The organism is Streptomyces sp. NPDC087420, from assembly GCF_044744165.1.
Classification (GTDB): domain Bacteria; phylum Actinomycetota; class Actinomycetes; order Streptomycetales; family Streptomycetaceae; genus Streptomyces.
The window spans coordinates 17,513-30,727 of the sequence record NZ_JBIUXU010000028.1 but is presented as its reverse complement, the minus strand read 5'-3'; the positions used below and the strand labels follow the sequence as shown (position 1 = coordinate 30,727).

General features: G+C 70.4%; 16 protein-coding genes. 3 read left to right on the top strand and 13 right to left on the bottom strand.

Annotated features, from left to right (window positions below):
• Positions 1 to 191 precede the first annotated feature (191 nt).
• Both ACIO1C_RS35395 and ACIO1C_RS35390 read right to left on the bottom strand, forming a co-directional pair.
• Positions 192 to 1,106, bottom strand: coding sequence for an SCO1860 family LAETG-anchored protein (locus ACIO1C_RS35395; RefSeq protein WP_401871804.1), 915 nt, complete (start codon positions 1,104 to 1,106; stop codon positions 192 to 194).
• 309 nt (positions 1,107 to 1,415) lie between these two features.
• Entirely contained in the window at positions 1,416 to 2,507 is a 1,092-nt protein-coding gene (locus ACIO1C_RS35390; protein ID WP_401871801.1) for an amidohydrolase family protein, read from the bottom strand.
• A 103-nt stretch (positions 2,508 to 2,610) separates the two neighbouring features.
• Here ACIO1C_RS35390 and ACIO1C_RS35385 point away from each other — a divergent pair, with 103 nt between their 5' ends.
• A complete protein-coding gene (locus ACIO1C_RS35385; protein WP_401871800.1) occupies positions 2,611 to 3,708 on the top strand; it encodes a pyridoxal-phosphate-dependent aminotransferase family protein in 1,098 nt (365 codons plus the stop codon).
• Positions 3,709 to 3,766: 58 nt separating this feature from the next.
• On the opposite strand, the gene ACIO1C_RS35380 is transcribed toward ACIO1C_RS35385, so the two are convergent.
• Positions 3,767 to 4,834, bottom strand: coding sequence for an alkene reductase (locus tag ACIO1C_RS35380; RefSeq protein WP_401871798.1), 1,068 nt, complete (start codon positions 4,832 to 4,834; stop codon positions 3,767 to 3,769).
• A gap of 233 nt (positions 4,835 to 5,067) precedes the next feature.
• Here ACIO1C_RS35380 and ACIO1C_RS35375 point away from each other — a divergent pair, with 233 nt between their 5' ends.
• Positions 5,068 to 5,517: a MarR family winged helix-turn-helix transcriptional regulator gene (locus ACIO1C_RS35375; RefSeq protein WP_401871795.1), complete on the top strand. Its 450-nt coding sequence runs from the start codon at positions 5,068 to 5,070 to the stop codon at positions 5,515 to 5,517.
• Positions 5,518 to 5,845: 328 nt separating this feature from the next.
• Here ACIO1C_RS35375 and ACIO1C_RS35370 read toward each other — a convergent pair whose 3' ends face one another.
• The 9 genes from ACIO1C_RS35370 to ACIO1C_RS35330 form a co-directional block, all read right to left on the bottom strand.
• Positions 5,846 to 6,904, bottom strand: a complete 1,059-nt coding sequence (locus ACIO1C_RS35370; protein ID WP_401871792.1) for an aminotransferase class V-fold PLP-dependent enzyme — start codon at positions 6,902 to 6,904, stop codon at positions 5,846 to 5,848.
• A 93-nt stretch (positions 6,905 to 6,997) separates the two neighbouring features.
• Positions 6,998 to 7,759: a DsbA family oxidoreductase gene (locus ACIO1C_RS35365; protein WP_401871790.1), complete on the bottom strand. Its 762-nt coding sequence runs from the start codon at positions 7,757 to 7,759 to the stop codon at positions 6,998 to 7,000.
• 146 nt (positions 7,760 to 7,905) lie between these two features.
• A complete protein-coding gene (locus ACIO1C_RS35360; RefSeq protein ID WP_401871787.1) occupies positions 7,906 to 8,640 on the bottom strand; it encodes an alpha/beta fold hydrolase in 735 nt (244 codons plus the stop codon).
• A 77-nt stretch (positions 8,641 to 8,717) separates the two neighbouring features.
• Positions 8,718 to 9,350, bottom strand: a complete 633-nt coding sequence (locus ACIO1C_RS35355; protein ID WP_401871785.1) for a TetR/AcrR family transcriptional regulator — start codon at positions 9,348 to 9,350, stop codon at positions 8,718 to 8,720.
• A gap of 168 nt (positions 9,351 to 9,518) precedes the next feature.
• A complete protein-coding gene (locus ACIO1C_RS35350; protein WP_401871783.1) occupies positions 9,519 to 10,379 on the bottom strand; it encodes an SDR family NAD(P)-dependent oxidoreductase in 861 nt (286 codons plus the stop codon).
• A 115-nt stretch (positions 10,380 to 10,494) separates the two neighbouring features.
• A complete protein-coding gene (locus ACIO1C_RS35345) occupies positions 10,495 to 10,725 on the bottom strand; it encodes a DUF397 domain-containing protein (protein WP_401871781.1) in 231 nt (76 codons plus the stop codon).
• Positions 10,722 to 10,943, bottom strand: coding sequence for a DUF397 domain-containing protein (locus ACIO1C_RS35340; RefSeq protein WP_401871779.1), 222 nt, complete (start codon positions 10,941 to 10,943; stop codon positions 10,722 to 10,724). The genes ACIO1C_RS35345 and ACIO1C_RS35340 overlap by 4 nt, the downstream gene beginning before the upstream one ends.
• Complete coding sequence (locus ACIO1C_RS35335; RefSeq protein ID WP_401871776.1) at positions 10,940 to 11,161, bottom strand: DUF397 domain-containing protein; 222 nt, start codon at positions 11,159 to 11,161, stop codon at positions 10,940 to 10,942. The genes ACIO1C_RS35340 and ACIO1C_RS35335 overlap by 4 nt, the downstream gene beginning before the upstream one ends.
• Complete coding sequence (locus tag ACIO1C_RS35330) at positions 11,158 to 11,991, bottom strand: Scr1 family TA system antitoxin-like transcriptional regulator (RefSeq protein ID WP_401871773.1); 834 nt, start codon at positions 11,989 to 11,991, stop codon at positions 11,158 to 11,160. Before ACIO1C_RS35330 ends, ACIO1C_RS35335 begins: the two co-directional genes overlap by 4 nt.
• Before the next feature lie 107 nt (positions 11,992 to 12,098).
• On the opposite strand from ACIO1C_RS35330, the gene ACIO1C_RS35325 reads away from it, so the two are divergent.
• Positions 12,099 to 12,677, top strand: a complete 579-nt coding sequence (locus ACIO1C_RS35325) for a YdeI family protein (protein ID WP_401871770.1) — start codon at positions 12,099 to 12,101, stop codon at positions 12,675 to 12,677.
• A 23-nt stretch (positions 12,678 to 12,700) separates the two neighbouring features.
• Here the strand turns inward: ACIO1C_RS35325 and ACIO1C_RS35320 are convergent, their stop codons facing one another.
• A complete protein-coding gene (locus ACIO1C_RS35320) occupies positions 12,701 to 13,195 on the bottom strand; it encodes a GNAT family N-acetyltransferase (RefSeq protein WP_401871767.1) in 495 nt (164 codons plus the stop codon).
• Positions 13,196 to 13,215 lie beyond the last annotated feature (20 nt).

Here is a 13,215-nt window from a genome sequence, read left to right as displayed (position 1 = left end):
TGTGTCCGGACGTAGAGCGTGTTTTGTGTCGCATGGCGATCGTTGCTAATTGGACCGGTTGAACGCGACGTAAAACATGCAGTCCGGACATACGTACCTCCGGAGGCCCCGCCCCCCGTCACCACGGCACCCCCAGCCCGTCCGGCGATTGAGGACATCAGTAAGCCGCGCCCACCGCACCGGGCGAAACGCTATGAACGCGCACGCCGCCGCGTAAACGCGAGGCCAAAGCCAACCGCGAGGAGCCCCACCGCTCCCCCCGCCACGTACAACGTCGCACCCCCACCCGTCTCCGCCAACCGCTCCGGCGCCACCGTCTCCGTCTGCGGCTTCACGTCAGGCGCCGACGGCGACGGCGACGGCGTGGACCTCACCACCGAAGGACTCGCACACGTCGCCTCCGCCAGCGTCACCTCGCCCCGCACGTCCGCGACGTTCAGGCTCAGCGGGTTCACCGACACGCGAAGCCGAAGCGCTACCGCCGCCGCCGTACGGGACGTCGTCGTCGTCTTCGACAGGTCGAGCGTCACCTCGCCGACCCCGGGGACCTCGACCCGCGTCGGGCCCCCGGCGGACAGTGTGACGCGCTTGCCCAGCACGGTCACATCGCCCAGCAGTTCGGACTCGGCCTCCGGCCGCTTCCCGGTCTCGCAGACCGCCTTGGACGTGACCTGCTGGATCTCGATCAGCGACAGCAACGGCAGCCCGGGAACGTGCACCTTCGCGCGGGCGAGGTTCGCGTACCCCTCCGCCCTGCGGTCGTTCACCGTGGCCCGCGACGTCGCCACGTCCGCGCGCAGGACGGTGAACGGCCTGCCCCGGTCGACCCCGTCCAGCTCCACGGTCAAAGTGGACTTGTTCGCGTCGGCGGGTGCCTGTACGTCGTTGAGCGCGGCCCGCAGCGGAACGTTGACGGTCTTGTTGAGCAGGGACACGTCGAGCCCGGTCCGCAGGACCACCGCGGTCGCCCGGCCGTCGCCGTCGGTGACGCCGGTGGCATGCGCGGGCGCGGCCAGGAGAACCGGGCCCGCCGTCAACGCGGCGGCGGCGGCGACCGCCACGGCGGCGCAGCGGCGTGCGGGCATGCGGAAGGTGTTGCTGTTCAAGGGTGGAACCCCCACAAGAGACATGGTGTCGCCGGCGCGCCGACACGGGGACACGCGGCGGCGGCGACTGAGACACCGGAATCTTTACGCACTGAGAGTGAACCGGCAGACACCTGGGGTGAGTTCACCCCAAAGGGGGGTTTCCGACTACAGGTTCGATTCCGGTGGCGCATGCGTTCCCCGGAGTGCCGCATATGGCACGGTCGGGGTGGTGCGCCGGTCGTACCGGAGCGTGGAACATGAGAAGTGCTTCAACGAGACGGCGTGGCCGCGCGTCACGCTGAGTCAACCGGGCAATCCCACGGCACGTCAGCCGACCACACGCCCGTTCAGCACGATCACCCGCGGAGCGGCCAGCACCCGTACGTCCGCGCGCGGATCCTCGTCGTAGACCACAAGATCCGCGGGCGCGCCCTCGTCCAGGGCCGGGCGGCCCAGCCATCTGCGCGCGGCCCACGTCGTCGCGGAGAGCGCGTCCAGCGGCGGGATGCCGGCCGTGACGAGTTCGGCGACCTCCGCCGCGGCGAGGCCGTGCGCGAGGGCGCCGCCCGCGTCCGTACCGACAAAGACGGGGATGCCCGCGTCGTACGCCGCGCGGACGGTGTCGTAACGCCGCTCGTACAGCCGGTTCAGGTGCGCCGACCAGCGCGGGAACTTCCCCGCGCCACCCGCCGCGAGCCGCGGGAACGTGGCGATGTTGACCAGGGTCGGGACGATCGCCACCCCGTGCTCGGCGAAGAGCGGAATGGTGTCCTCCGTGAGCCCCGTCGCGTGCTCGACGCAGTCGATGCCCGCCTCGACCAGTTCGCGCAGCGCGACCTCCGCGAAGCAGTGCGCCGTCACGCGCGCACCCAGCCGGTGCGCCTCGGCGATCGCGGCCACCACCGCCTCGCGCGGCCAGCACGCGGTCAGGTCGCCCTCCTCGCGGTCGATCCAGTCGCCGACGAGCTTGACCCAGCCGTCCCCGCGCCGCGCCTCCTGGGCGACGTACGCGACGAGGTCCTCGGGCTCGATCTCGTAGGCGAAGTCACGGATGTAGCGCCGCGTCCTGGCGATGTGGCGGCCGGCCCGGATGATCTTGGGCAGATCCTCCCGGTCGTCGATCCACCGGGTGTCCGCCGGGGACCCGGCGTCCCTGAGCAGCAGCGTGCCGGCGTCGCGGTCGCCGAGCGCCTGCTTCTCGCTGGTCGCCGCGTCCACCGCGCCGTGGTGGTCGAGCCCGACATGGCAGTGCGCGTCGACCAGGCCGGGCAGGACCCAGCCCGCGACCGTACGGACCTCACGGGCGCCGGGCGGGCGGGTGTAGGTGATCCGGCCGCCGACCACCCACAGTTCGTCCCTGACCTCCTCGGGGCCGACGAGCACCCGCCCCTTCACCCGCAGCACCGCGTGATCACTCATGGACAGCACTGTACGAGGACGATCAGGAGGTGACACAGAGCGGTGAGTATCCTCGGTGGGGACGAACAGAACCTCCGTGACTCCTGCCGAGAGAGCCTCCCCCGTGACACACCCGCTGCTGGGCCTCGCCCCGCTGACCGCCGCGCACTTCGCCACCATCGAGCGGCGGGTCGCCTCCCTCCTCGCGACGGACAACGACGTCGTGATCATGCAGGGCGAGGCCCTGCTTCCCCTGGAGGCCTGTATCCGCGGGGGCGCCCGGCCCGGTTCGACCGCGCTGAACGTGGTGACGGGGCCGTACGGCCAGACCTTCGGGAACTGGCTGCGCGACTGCGGCGCGAAGGTCGTGGACCTGGAGGTGCCCTTCGACACGGCGGTCACCGCGGCGCAGGTCGAGCAGGCGCTCGCCGCGCACCCGGAGACCGGCTTCGTCTCGCTGGTGCACGCCGAGGCGGCGACCGGCAACACCAACCCGGTCGCGGAGATCGGCGAGGTCGTACGGGCGCACGGCGCGCTCTTCATGCTCGACGCGGTCGCGTCGGTGGCGGCGGAACCGCTGCTTCCGGACGCCTGGGGCGTGGATCTGTGTGTGATCGGCGCGCAGAAGGCGATGGGCGGTCCCGCCGGGGTGTCGGTGGTGTCGGTGAGCGAGCGCGCCTGGGAGCGGTTCGCCGCGAATCCGCGGGCGCCGCGCCGCTCGTACCTCTCGCTGCTCGACTGGAAGGAGCGCTGGATCGACAGCGGCCGCCGCGCGCTGCCGCACGCGCCCGCCCAGCTGGAGATGCTGGCGCTGGAGGCGTGTGTGGAGCGCGTCGAGGCGGACGGCCTCGCGGCGGTGACGGCCCGGCACGCTTCCGCCTCGCGGGCGGCACGCGCGGGTGCGCGGGCGCTGGGCGGCGGGGTCGAGCCGTTTGTGGGCGCGGACGCGGCGGCTGCTCCGGTGGCCACCACGATCCGGGTGCCGGCGGGGGTCGACGCGGCCGAGGTGGTGGCGAAGGCGCTCGCGTCGGACGCCTCGCTGCCGCTGGTCGCGGGGGGTGGCGCGCTCGCGTCGGAGATGGTCCGTGTCAACCACTACGGCCCCGACGCGACGGAGGACGCCGTACGGACCTCGCTCCTCGCCCTGGGCGCGGCGCTCGGGGAGAGCGGGGTCACGGTGTGCGTGGAGGCGGCGGCGAGGGCGGTCGAGGAGTCCTGGTGAGTACGGGAGGGGGCGGGGCCGGTCACGAAGACCCGGCCCGGCCCCCTCCCGTCGGGACTCAGCCCGCCAGCACGGGGTAGTCCGTGAAGCCCTTCTCCGTACCGCCGAAGAACGTGGACGGGTCAGGGGTGTTGTACGGGCCGCCGGCCTTGAGCCGCGCCGGGAGGTCCGGGTTGGCGAGGAAGAGCTGGCCGAAGGAGACGAGGTCGGCGACGCCGTCCTCGATCAGCTTGAGCTCCTCGGCGCTGGTGGGCCCCTCGGTCTTGGCGTTGAGGACGAGCGTCCCGGAGAAGTGCTTGCGCAGGACGAGTGTCAACTCGCGGCTGTACTCGACCACATGCACGTACGCGAGACCGAGCGCCTCGAACTGCTGGACCAACGAGGTGTACGTGGCCTCCAGTTCGCCCTCGGCGCCGATGTCGTTGAGCGGGTTTCCGGGCGAGACGCGGATCGCGGTGCGCGCGGCGCCGATCTCGGCGACGACGGCACGCGCCACCTCGACCGCGAAGCGCGTACGGCCCTCGACGGAACCGCCCCACTCGTCGGTGCGCGTGTTGGTGGTGTCCGACAGGAACTGGTGGATCAGGTAACCGTTGGCGCCGTGCAGCTCCACTCCGTCGAAACCGGCGTCGACCGCGTTACGGGCCGCCGTGGCGAAGTCGGCGATCGTCGCGCGTATCTCGTCGGACGTCAGCTCGTGGGGCGTGACGAAGTCCTTCGGACCGTCGTGGAGGTAGACCTGTCCCTTCGCGGCGATCGCGGACGGGGCGACCGGGATCAGACCGTCGGGCAGCAGGTCGGGGTGGCCGATCCGGCCGGCGTGCATGACCTGCGCGAAGATCGTGCCGCCGTTGGCGTGCACGGCGTCGGTGACCTTGCGCCAGCCGGCGATCTGCTCCTCGCTGTGCAGGCCGGGGGTGTCCGGGTACCCCTGCCCGACGACGGAGGGCTGGATCCCCTCGGTGATCACCAGACCGGCCGAGGCCCGCTGGGCGTAGTACTCGGCGACAACGTCGGTGGGCGCGTGACTGGGACCGTAGGAGCGGCTCCTGGTCATGGGCGCCAGGGCGATGCGGTTGGCGAGCTGCGTACCCGAGAGGTCGATCGGGTCGAACGCGGTGGTCATGGGTGACTCCAAGGGCGCGGTGGCGGTGGGCCGGCGGCACGGTATGTGGTCGGCCAAGTAAACAACCGCGAGTCACTCTAGCTCATTCCTTGGCCGGCCAAGCTAAGCTCGGTGACATGACTTCCGACGACCCCGCGTGTCCGGGCGAAGCGCCCGGTTGGACTGGTGACGCGCCTGGTGTGCCTGGTGGAGCGCCTGATGCCCCGCGTGGGGCGCACGACGCTCCGAGTGGGATGCGTGGCAGCCCCGTGAGCAACGCGCTGTCCCGGATCGCCCGCCTGCACCGCATCGCGGCGGGCAAGCTCCTCCAGCGCACGGGCCTCTATCCGGGCCAGGAGTTCCTGATGATGCACCTGTGGAACGAGGGTCCTGTCCGCCAGGCGGAGCTGATCAAGGCGATGGACGTGGATCCGTCGACGGTCACGAAGATGCTCCAGCGCCTGGACCAGGCCGGTTACGTGACCCGGACGCCCGACCCCCTGGACCGGCGGGCGGTCCTGGTCGAGTCGACACGGGACAGCTGCGCGCTGCGTTCTGAGGTCAAGGACGCGTGGGGCGAACTGGAGGAGCACACGCTGGCGGGGCTGGATGAGGGGGAGCGGGGGGAGTTGGCGCGGCTGCTGTCGAAGGTGGAGGCGAATTTGTGCGGGCAGGCGTCGGAGTGCGATGCGTCCCGCCGGTGATCGGTTCGGTTACTACTTGTCCTTGGCGTCTGCCCGGTGCTCGGGCGCGGCTTACTGATTGCCCTCAATCGCCGGACGGGCTGGGATCGTTCTGGCGCGGGCCTGGAAGGGGGACGGGCAGGGGTCGTGTCCGGAACGTAGAGCGTGTTTTGTGTCGCATGGCGAACGTTGATCAAAACAAGGTGCTGAACGCGACGTAAAACATGCAGTGCAGGACACGACCCCTGCCCGGCCCCCGGCAACAACCCGCACCCGAAAAGCCGGCCCGCAGCGGGCAAAATCAAGCCCGTCCGGCGATTGAGGACAACAAGGCCGGCCGCCAGGCCCATCAACCCGCGAGAACCTCAAGCGCACGCGACACGTCGGCGGACGCGTTGTACAGATGGAACGCCACCCTCAAGTTCCCCCCACGCGCAGCCACCACCACCCCCGCCTCCAGAAGCGCCCCCTGCCGCTCCCCCAACCCCGCCACCGCCACGATCGCGGACGCCCCGCCACCGCCCACACCCACCGGCGAGAACCCCAACCCCGCCACCCCGTCCCGGAACCCCGCCGCCAGCCCCACCGCGTGCGCGTGAATCGCCTCGATGCCCGTCGACTCCAGAAGCGCCAAGGACCGCGCGGCAGCGTGATACGCGAGAAAGGACGGCGGCGCGTCCAACCGCCGCGCCGTGGCGGCGAACCGCTCGACCGGGCCGTACGTGCTCTCCCACGGCGACTCCGCCGCCACCCACCCCGCGTACAGCGGCGGCAAGGCCGCCTGCGCCTCCTCCGTCACCGTCAGGAACGACACACCACGCGGGCTGAGCAGGAACTTGAACCCTCCAGTGACGGTGTAGTCGAACGCACCCGCGTCCACCGGCAGCCACCCCGCCGCCTGGCTGAGGTCGGCCAGCGTACGAGCGCCGTGCGCGGAAGCAGCCGCAAGGATCGCGGCGGTGTCGGCCAGCCGGCCGTCCACCGACTGGACCACGGAGAAGGCCACCAACGCGGTGCCGGGCCGTACGGACTCCGCCAGCGCCTCCAGCGGCACGTACCGGAGCTTGAGGTCGCCACGGATGGTGAACGGGGTGATGACGGAGCTGAACTCCCCCTCGGGGAAAAGCACTTCCGCCCCGGCCGGCAACGACGCCGCGACCAGCGCGACATGCGCCGCGACCGACCCGCCGAGGGCGACCCGGCTGGGGTCGACCCCGGCGATCCGGGCGAAGGAGGCGCGGGCGGCCTCGGCGGACTCGTAGCCGTCGGAGCCGTCGTACGAGCCGGTCGCGCTCTTGGCCGCGAGGTCCCGCACGGCCTCGACGGACCTGCGGGGCAGCAGTCCGGCGGTCGATGTGTTCAGGTACGTCGTCTCGGGCGCGAACTCGGCGCCCCCCAGGGTGGTCATGAACCCACCCTGAGTCCGCCACCACCCCGGGTCAATCACGCATCCATGAAGGAAACACCCTAGAGCTGCTTATGCATGGCCTCTGACCAGGGCTTATGCGTGCGCGCCCGCGTGCGGCCCGGCGTGCGGGACCGCGCATCCATCAGGCCCACAGACGGCCGCGTCGCTCGCATCGTTCGCGTCCGCGTCACCCTTGTCCTGCCCGATCTCGGTGATGACCCGGCCCTGCCACGCCTGCTCCAACGCCTGGGTGAACACCTCGGCGGGCTGCCCGCCGGAGACGCCGTACCGCCGGTCGAGCACAAAGAACGGCACCCCGTTCGCGCCCAGTTCGGCCGCCTCACGCTCGTCGGCCCGTACGTCGTCGGCATAGGCGTCCGCGTCGGCGAGCACGGCCCGCGCCTCCGCCTCGTCAAGACCGGCCTCGACCGCGAGCGCGACGAGCGTCTCGGAGTCGAAGACGGACCGCTCCTCCGCGAAGTTCGCCCGGTAGGCGAGGCTCAACAGCTCGTCCTGGCGCCCACGCGCCTTGGCGAGGTGGAGCAGCCGGTGGATGTCGAAGGTACTGCCGTGGTCACGCCCGTCGATCCGGTAATCAAGCCCCTCGGAACGCGCGTTGGAAGCGACGTTCTCCTCCATGGAACGAGCCTCTTCACGGGTACGCCCGTACTTGGTGGCCAACATGTCGACCACCAGCGCGGTGTCCCCCTTGGCCCGCCCCGGATCCAACTCGAAGGACCGGTGCACCACCTCGACGTCGTCCCGGTGAGCGAACGCCGCGAGCCCCTTCTCAAAGCGGGCTTTCCCGACATAACACCACGGGCAGGCGATGTCACTCCAAATCTCGACGCGCATGTCTCAGCTTCTCCCCAGGCTCACGGCCCACAGTCCTCACGAGTACGGAGGCCCCCTCCGCCGCCGGGACAACGCCCGAGGCCCGCCCGTCATTCCCCCGGCCCACCGAGCTGACCGAGCTGACCGAGCTGACCGCGGCCGGAGCGTCAGCCGTTCAGGATCGCCTTGGCGATCTCGTCGGGGTGGGTCAGCAGGCCCTCGTGGGTCCCGGGGACCATGACGGGTTCCAGCCCCAGCCGCGCCGCGAACTCGGCACCCGGCAGGGGAAGCGCGCGATCGTCCTCACCGAGGAGGTAGAGCGCGGGAATGCCGAGTTCGGTCACGCTCGGGACGTCGAGTGCGTCGAGGAAGTAGTTGCCGGGCAGCGGCGTCAGCAGCTCCGCAACCAGACGCTGGGCCCCGTCTTCCGCACCCTGCATGAAGATGCCCTGGACGAACTCCAGCGTCGGCGGGATCGAACGTGTCGGAGAGGCGTCGATCAGGTTCCGCAGCCATGCCGCGGCTTCCGGAGGGTTGTCGTCCAGCAGTGACCTGCCGCGCAGGGGAACTTGCGCGGCGTAGAAGACGGCCCGGGAGACCTTGCCCGACAGGCGGTGCGCCGCACCGGCCATCGGATATCCGCCCCAACTGTGGGCGACCAGTGTCACGTCGGTGAGACCCAGTCGCTCCACCTCGGAGACCACATGGTCCACCGCGTCCTGGAGCCCGACTCCCGAGGGATCGTCGCCGTCTCCCGTACCGGGAAGCGTGAGGCAGACGGCACGGTGCCCGGCGGCCCGCAGCCGCTCGGCGACCGGGCGCCAGGACCACGCGCCGTGCCACGCGCCGGGGATCAGAACATACGTGGAATTCGTGGAATACGCGGAATCTATTTCACTCATGGCAAGTCCTCACTCAATCAAAGGTTCGCTGTCGTTACGTCGCCCTCATCGCACGCCTGTGACGTGCCGGGTCGGCGTCACCCGGCGGGGCGGCGGTAGGCGCCGTACCACCAGATCCGTCCGAGTTCGCGGGCCAGTGCCGCGTCACCGCTCCCGTCGTCCACGCTGATGTGACGGGCCATGGCCTGCGCTCCGCCCCAGACGATGACCCGGCTCGCGGCCACGGCGTCGAGGTCGGCCGGTGTGGCGCCCACGTGCTGCTGCTGGAGGAGCGTCGCGAGGACGGCCTCGTCGAACCCCTCCAGATCGGCGGTGTAGAAGTCCCGTACCGCCGAGTCGTAGGTCGCGACCTCGCGCACCGCCGAAAGCACCGGGTGGTGTGCCCGGTGGAGGGCGAGAACGTCCTCGAAGAAGCGCGTATACCTGTCCGCGCCGTCCTCGCCCGCCCCCGGGTCCCACTGCTGGGCCAGGGCCAGGGAGGCGTCCCGGACCTTTTCCGCCAGCCGCTTGAGGATGTCCGGCTTCCCCGGGAAATACGCGTAGAAGGTGGCCCGGGACACCCCGGCCTCCTCGATGATGCGCTGCACGCTGAGGTCCGTGAAGGACTCACCCGCGCCGAGGAGCCTTTCGACCGCCGAGAGCAGCTTGGCCTCCGTCGCCGCGGACCGGCGCTCATGATCATGGTTTTGCCGCCGCGTCACAGACGTCATGGGTCGCCTCCGGGAGGGGGTTCCGAACGGCGGTCCGACGGGCGTGGGGCCGGCCTGTCCGTTCACTCCCTCACACTATACTCGATGTCCATACAGAGTGTATGGTCATCTACATGTAACCTACACGTTCTCTTCCGCACGCGTGGGCACGAAGGAGAGGTCGTCGAGTTACGAGCGGGCCACGCTCTGGAACGCGGCGGCCATCGCCGCACGCTGTGCGCGCATCACCTCGTACGGCTGGCCCAGCGTCTGTCCGCCGTCGAGTACGAGGTTGTGGCCGTTGACGAAGGCCGACGCCGGTCCCGCCAGATAGAGCACCGCGGCCGCGACCTCCTCGGGCAGGCCTGGACGACTCGCCGGGATGGTCTGCCCCAGACGGGGTGCGATCTTCGCCGACAGGGCCTCGATGGCTTCCGGGGAGTCCGCGGCCGTGTCACCGAGGCCGGCCACCTTGCCGAAGATCCCTGTCAGGACCAAGCCCGGGGAGACGCTGTTGACCCGTACCCCGTACGGCGCCAGTTCGACCGCCGCCCAGGCGCTCAACTGGAGGAGAGCGGCCTTGGACACCGAGTAGTCCAGCCCTGTGAGTACCGTGCGGAATCCGGCGACGCTGGAGAGATTGACGATGCTGCCGGAGCCTCGCTCCCGCATCCCGGGGGAAAGGTGTTTCATCATCAGCAGCGGCCCGCAGACATTCACGTCGTAGGCCTGGCGAAACCGCTCGACGTCCGTCTCCGCGACACTGCCCAGGGTGGCCGGGGCGCCGGCGCAGTTCACCAGCACGTCGACCCTGCCGCACCGCTCCTCGACGGCCGAGGACAGCTGCTCGACTTCTTCTTCCCTGGTCACGTCAGCACGCTGGAACGAGGCCTCGCCACCCAGTTCCGCCGCGAGCGCCTCCCCCCGGTCCGCCCGCCGCCCGACCAGTACGACACGAGCCCCCTCCTCGGCGAGCCTCCGCGCGATCGCCGCCCCGATGCCACTCGTCGCGCCGGTCACCACCGCGACCGCGCTGTTGAGCTCGTTCATCACCACGCACCCTCATCACCGTGGGCATGCACATATGACTGCAATAGCCAGTCAAGCACACGTAACTTCCCATTTCGGCACAAGGCTGCCGATCACGGCGGGGCTTCCGCCGTTCCTACCGCACGCCGCCGCTGAGCCCTCCGGCCCGAACGGCCCGAACAAAGGCGGAGAAGGCCGCGGGCCGGAGCAGGAGGGCGGGACCGGCGGGGTCCTTGCTGTCCCGGACGGGGACGAGGCCGGAGGCGGCGGCGTACGAGGGCGCCCACTCGACGCAGTCGCCGCCGTCCCCGTTGCTGTGGCTGGACTTGACCCAGTGCGCGCCTGAGAGGTCCGCTCGGCCGGTCACGACCGAAGCGCACCGGTGCGAACCGCCCCGACGAACGCGGCAAAGGCCGCCGACCCGAGCAGCAGGGCGGGGCCCTGAGGGTCCTTACTGTCCCGTACGGGGACAACACCAGGGGTGGCGATGCAGGCGGGTGCCCATACGAGGCAGGCGCCGCCCTCTCCGTTGCTGTATGTGGACTTGACCCACTGCGCGACTGAGAGGTCCGGGGTTTCCCTCATGACGGGATCGCACCCTGGCGGATCGCCCGGACGAACACCGAGAAGGTCTCGGGACGGAGGAGAAGCACCGGACCGGCGAGATCCTTGCTGTCCCGTACCGGGACAATTCCTGAGGTCGCGGCATGCTCCGGCGCCCACTCCACGCAGGAGCCGCCGTCCCCGTTGCTGTAGCTGGACTTGGTCCACCGCGCGCTCGTGAGGTCCTTGCTGCTGCTCATGAGGGAAGTGCCTCCATGGCCGATCGGATGTGTGCCGCCGTCTCGCGGGGCGACAGGGCATAGGCCCTCATCAGATCGTAGTCTCGGCGGCGAGTTCTGACCATTTCCTCGTCCTCCACCAACGTGCCCGAGGTCAGGCCCTCTTCGTAGACCACCGACGACTTGTCGCTCATCGTCATCAGTTGCAGCATGCCGCCACCCAGCAACGCGTGCGCGCCATGCGCGAAGGGCAGCAGTTGGATGGTGGTCGTCGGAGTGTCCACCAGGTCGTGCAGGCGCGCGAGTTGCTCCCGCATGACGGTAGGACCGCCGACGGAACGCCGTATCACCGACTCGTCCAGGATCACGGTCAGGTCCGGCCCCGGGTCGGCCGTCAGCAACGCCTGCCTGCTCAACCTCGCTGCCACCTTCTCCTCGATCTGCTCCGCCGTGGCCCGTGGGTTGGTGACCCGGAAGAGTGCGCGGGCGTAGTCCTCCGTCTGGAAGAGCCCTGGCACAACGTGACCTGCGTACTCGTCGATGATCCGCGCCCGCGCCTCCAGCTCCATGAGGCGCCGGTATCGGTCCGGGTGGATCTCGTACTTCGCCAACCCGTACAGCTTCTCGAACAACCCGTCCGTCCCGAACGCCGCGTCCAGGCGTCCCGGGAGGTCCGGGGGGATCATCGCGTCCGCTGTTTCGTAGCGGGCCAGTGAGCTCTTCGCGTATCTCAGGACGCCCGCCAGGCTTTCCAGGCTCATGGCGGCCAGTTCGCGGTGGCGGCGCATTTCGGAGCCGAACAGGTGGCGGGCCGAGCGGTCCGGTGTCAGTTCGCGTGGGCGTGGTGCCATGTGGCTGCAACCCCTTGGTGCTGAGGGCCGGTTGGAGATCGGGTGATATCCGATGTTACGCGCTGCTACCGCTTCGTGACGGAAAATGCCTGTGCTTGACTACCGTTGTGGCTGAGGAACCGGAGAGTGTGTCGTTCGAGAGCGCCGAGGCGTTCGAGGTGTGGCTGGTCGCGCATCACGCGTCCGCCGACGGGATTTGGCTGAGGCTCAGGAAGAAGACGCCGGGGGTCGCCACGTTCGACTACGCGCAGGCGCTCGACGTGGCCCTCTGCTACGGGTGGATCGACGGGCAGAAGCGGAAAGACGCCGAGGGCACCCACTGGTTGCAGCGGTTCACGCCCCGGCGCGCCCGCAGCAAGTGGTCGAAGATCAACCGTGACAAGGTCGAGGCGCTGATCGCCTCCGGCCGCATGCGGGACGCCGGGCTCGCCGAGGTGACGCGGGCCAAGGCCGACGGGCGGTGGGAGGCCGCGTACGACGGGCCCAGGACCATCTCCGTACCGGACGATCTCGCCGCCGCCCTCGCGGCGGAGCCCGTGGCGGCCGAGTTCTTCGCCACGCTCGACAGCCGTAACCGCTTCTCCGTCCTCCACCAGATCCATGACGCCAAGAGGCCCGAGACCCGCGCCCGGCGCATCGCGAAGTACGTGGCGATGCTCGCCGAGCGGCGGAAGATTCATCCCTGAGGGCCCTGAGGGCCGCGAGGCACCTACGCCGGCTCCCCCGCCCGCGTGACCTCCAGGCGCAGGATCAGGTGCGTGTCGTCGCGCGGGTTCTCCGGGTCCGGGTACCAGCCGTGCGCCGCGTAGAACGCCTGCGCGCGCTTGTTGGGTTCGAAGACCTCCAGGCGCGCCGTGGCCACCCCGTCCCGCCGCCAGGCCGCCACGCACGCCTCGTGGAGCGCGGCGCCGATGCCCCGCCGCCAGTGGGTGGGAGCGACGTGGAGCTGGGTAAGGGTCGTCACACCCTCGACCGTGCGGTAGGCGGCCACGCCCACCGGCCGGCCCTCGTGCTCCGCGCACAGCACCGCCGTGCCCGGCTCCTCGCGGCTCAGCGCGGTGGCCCAGTTGGCGCGCGTACGGGCACGCTCGGCCGGTCCTTCGAACTCCTCGTCCGGGACATGGCCCCGGTAGTACGTGGCCCGCGCCTCGGCGTGGAACTCGGTGATCGGGTCGAGGTCGGCGGGGGTGGCTCGTCTGATCATGGTGACGGAGACGCGGGGGT

What these genes read in the sequence shown, in the direction of transcription:
- ACIO1C_RS35390 (WP_401871801.1), bottom strand. Translation starts at nt 2,507, where the DNA reads ATGAGTGATCACGCGGTGCTGCGGGTGAAGGGGCGGGTGCTCGTCGGC.
- ACIO1C_RS35380 (WP_401871798.1), bottom strand. Translation starts at nt 4,834, where the DNA reads ATGACCACCGCGTTCGACCCGATCGACCTCTCGGGTACGCAGCTCGCC.
- ACIO1C_RS35375 (WP_401871795.1), top strand. Translation starts at nt 5,068, where the DNA reads ATGCGTGGCAGCCCCGTGAGCAACGCGCTGTCCCGGATCGCCCGCCTG.
- ACIO1C_RS35370 (WP_401871792.1), bottom strand. Translation starts at nt 6,904, where the DNA reads ATGACCACCCTGGGGGGCGCCGAGTTCGCGCCCGAGACGACGTACCTG.
- ACIO1C_RS35365 (WP_401871790.1), bottom strand. Translation starts at nt 7,759, where the DNA reads ATGCGCGTCGAGATTTGGAGTGACATCGCCTGCCCGTGGTGTTATGTC.
- ACIO1C_RS35360 (WP_401871787.1), bottom strand. Translation starts at nt 8,640, where the DNA reads ATGAGTGAAATAGATTCCGCGTATTCCACGAATTCCACGTATGTTCTG.
- ACIO1C_RS35355 (WP_401871785.1), bottom strand. Translation starts at nt 9,350, where the DNA reads ATGACGTCTGTGACGCGGCGGCAAAACCATGATCATGAGCGCCGGTCC.
- ACIO1C_RS35350 (WP_401871783.1), bottom strand. Translation starts at nt 10,379, where the DNA reads ATGAACGAGCTCAACAGCGCGGTCGCGGTGGTGACCGGCGCGACGAGT.
- ACIO1C_RS35340 (WP_401871779.1), bottom strand. Translation starts at nt 10,943, where the DNA reads ATGAGGGAAACCCCGGACCTCTCAGTCGCGCAGTGGGTCAAGTCCACA.
- ACIO1C_RS35335 (WP_401871776.1), bottom strand. Translation starts at nt 11,161, where the DNA reads ATGAGCAGCAGCAAGGACCTCACGAGCGCGCGGTGGACCAAGTCCAGC.
- ACIO1C_RS35330 (WP_401871773.1), bottom strand. Translation starts at nt 11,991, where the DNA reads ATGGCACCACGCCCACGCGAACTGACACCGGACCGCTCGGCCCGCCAC.
- ACIO1C_RS35320 (WP_401871767.1), bottom strand. Translation starts at nt 13,195, where the DNA reads ATGATCAGACGAGCCACCCCCGCCGACCTCGACCCGATCACCGAGTTC.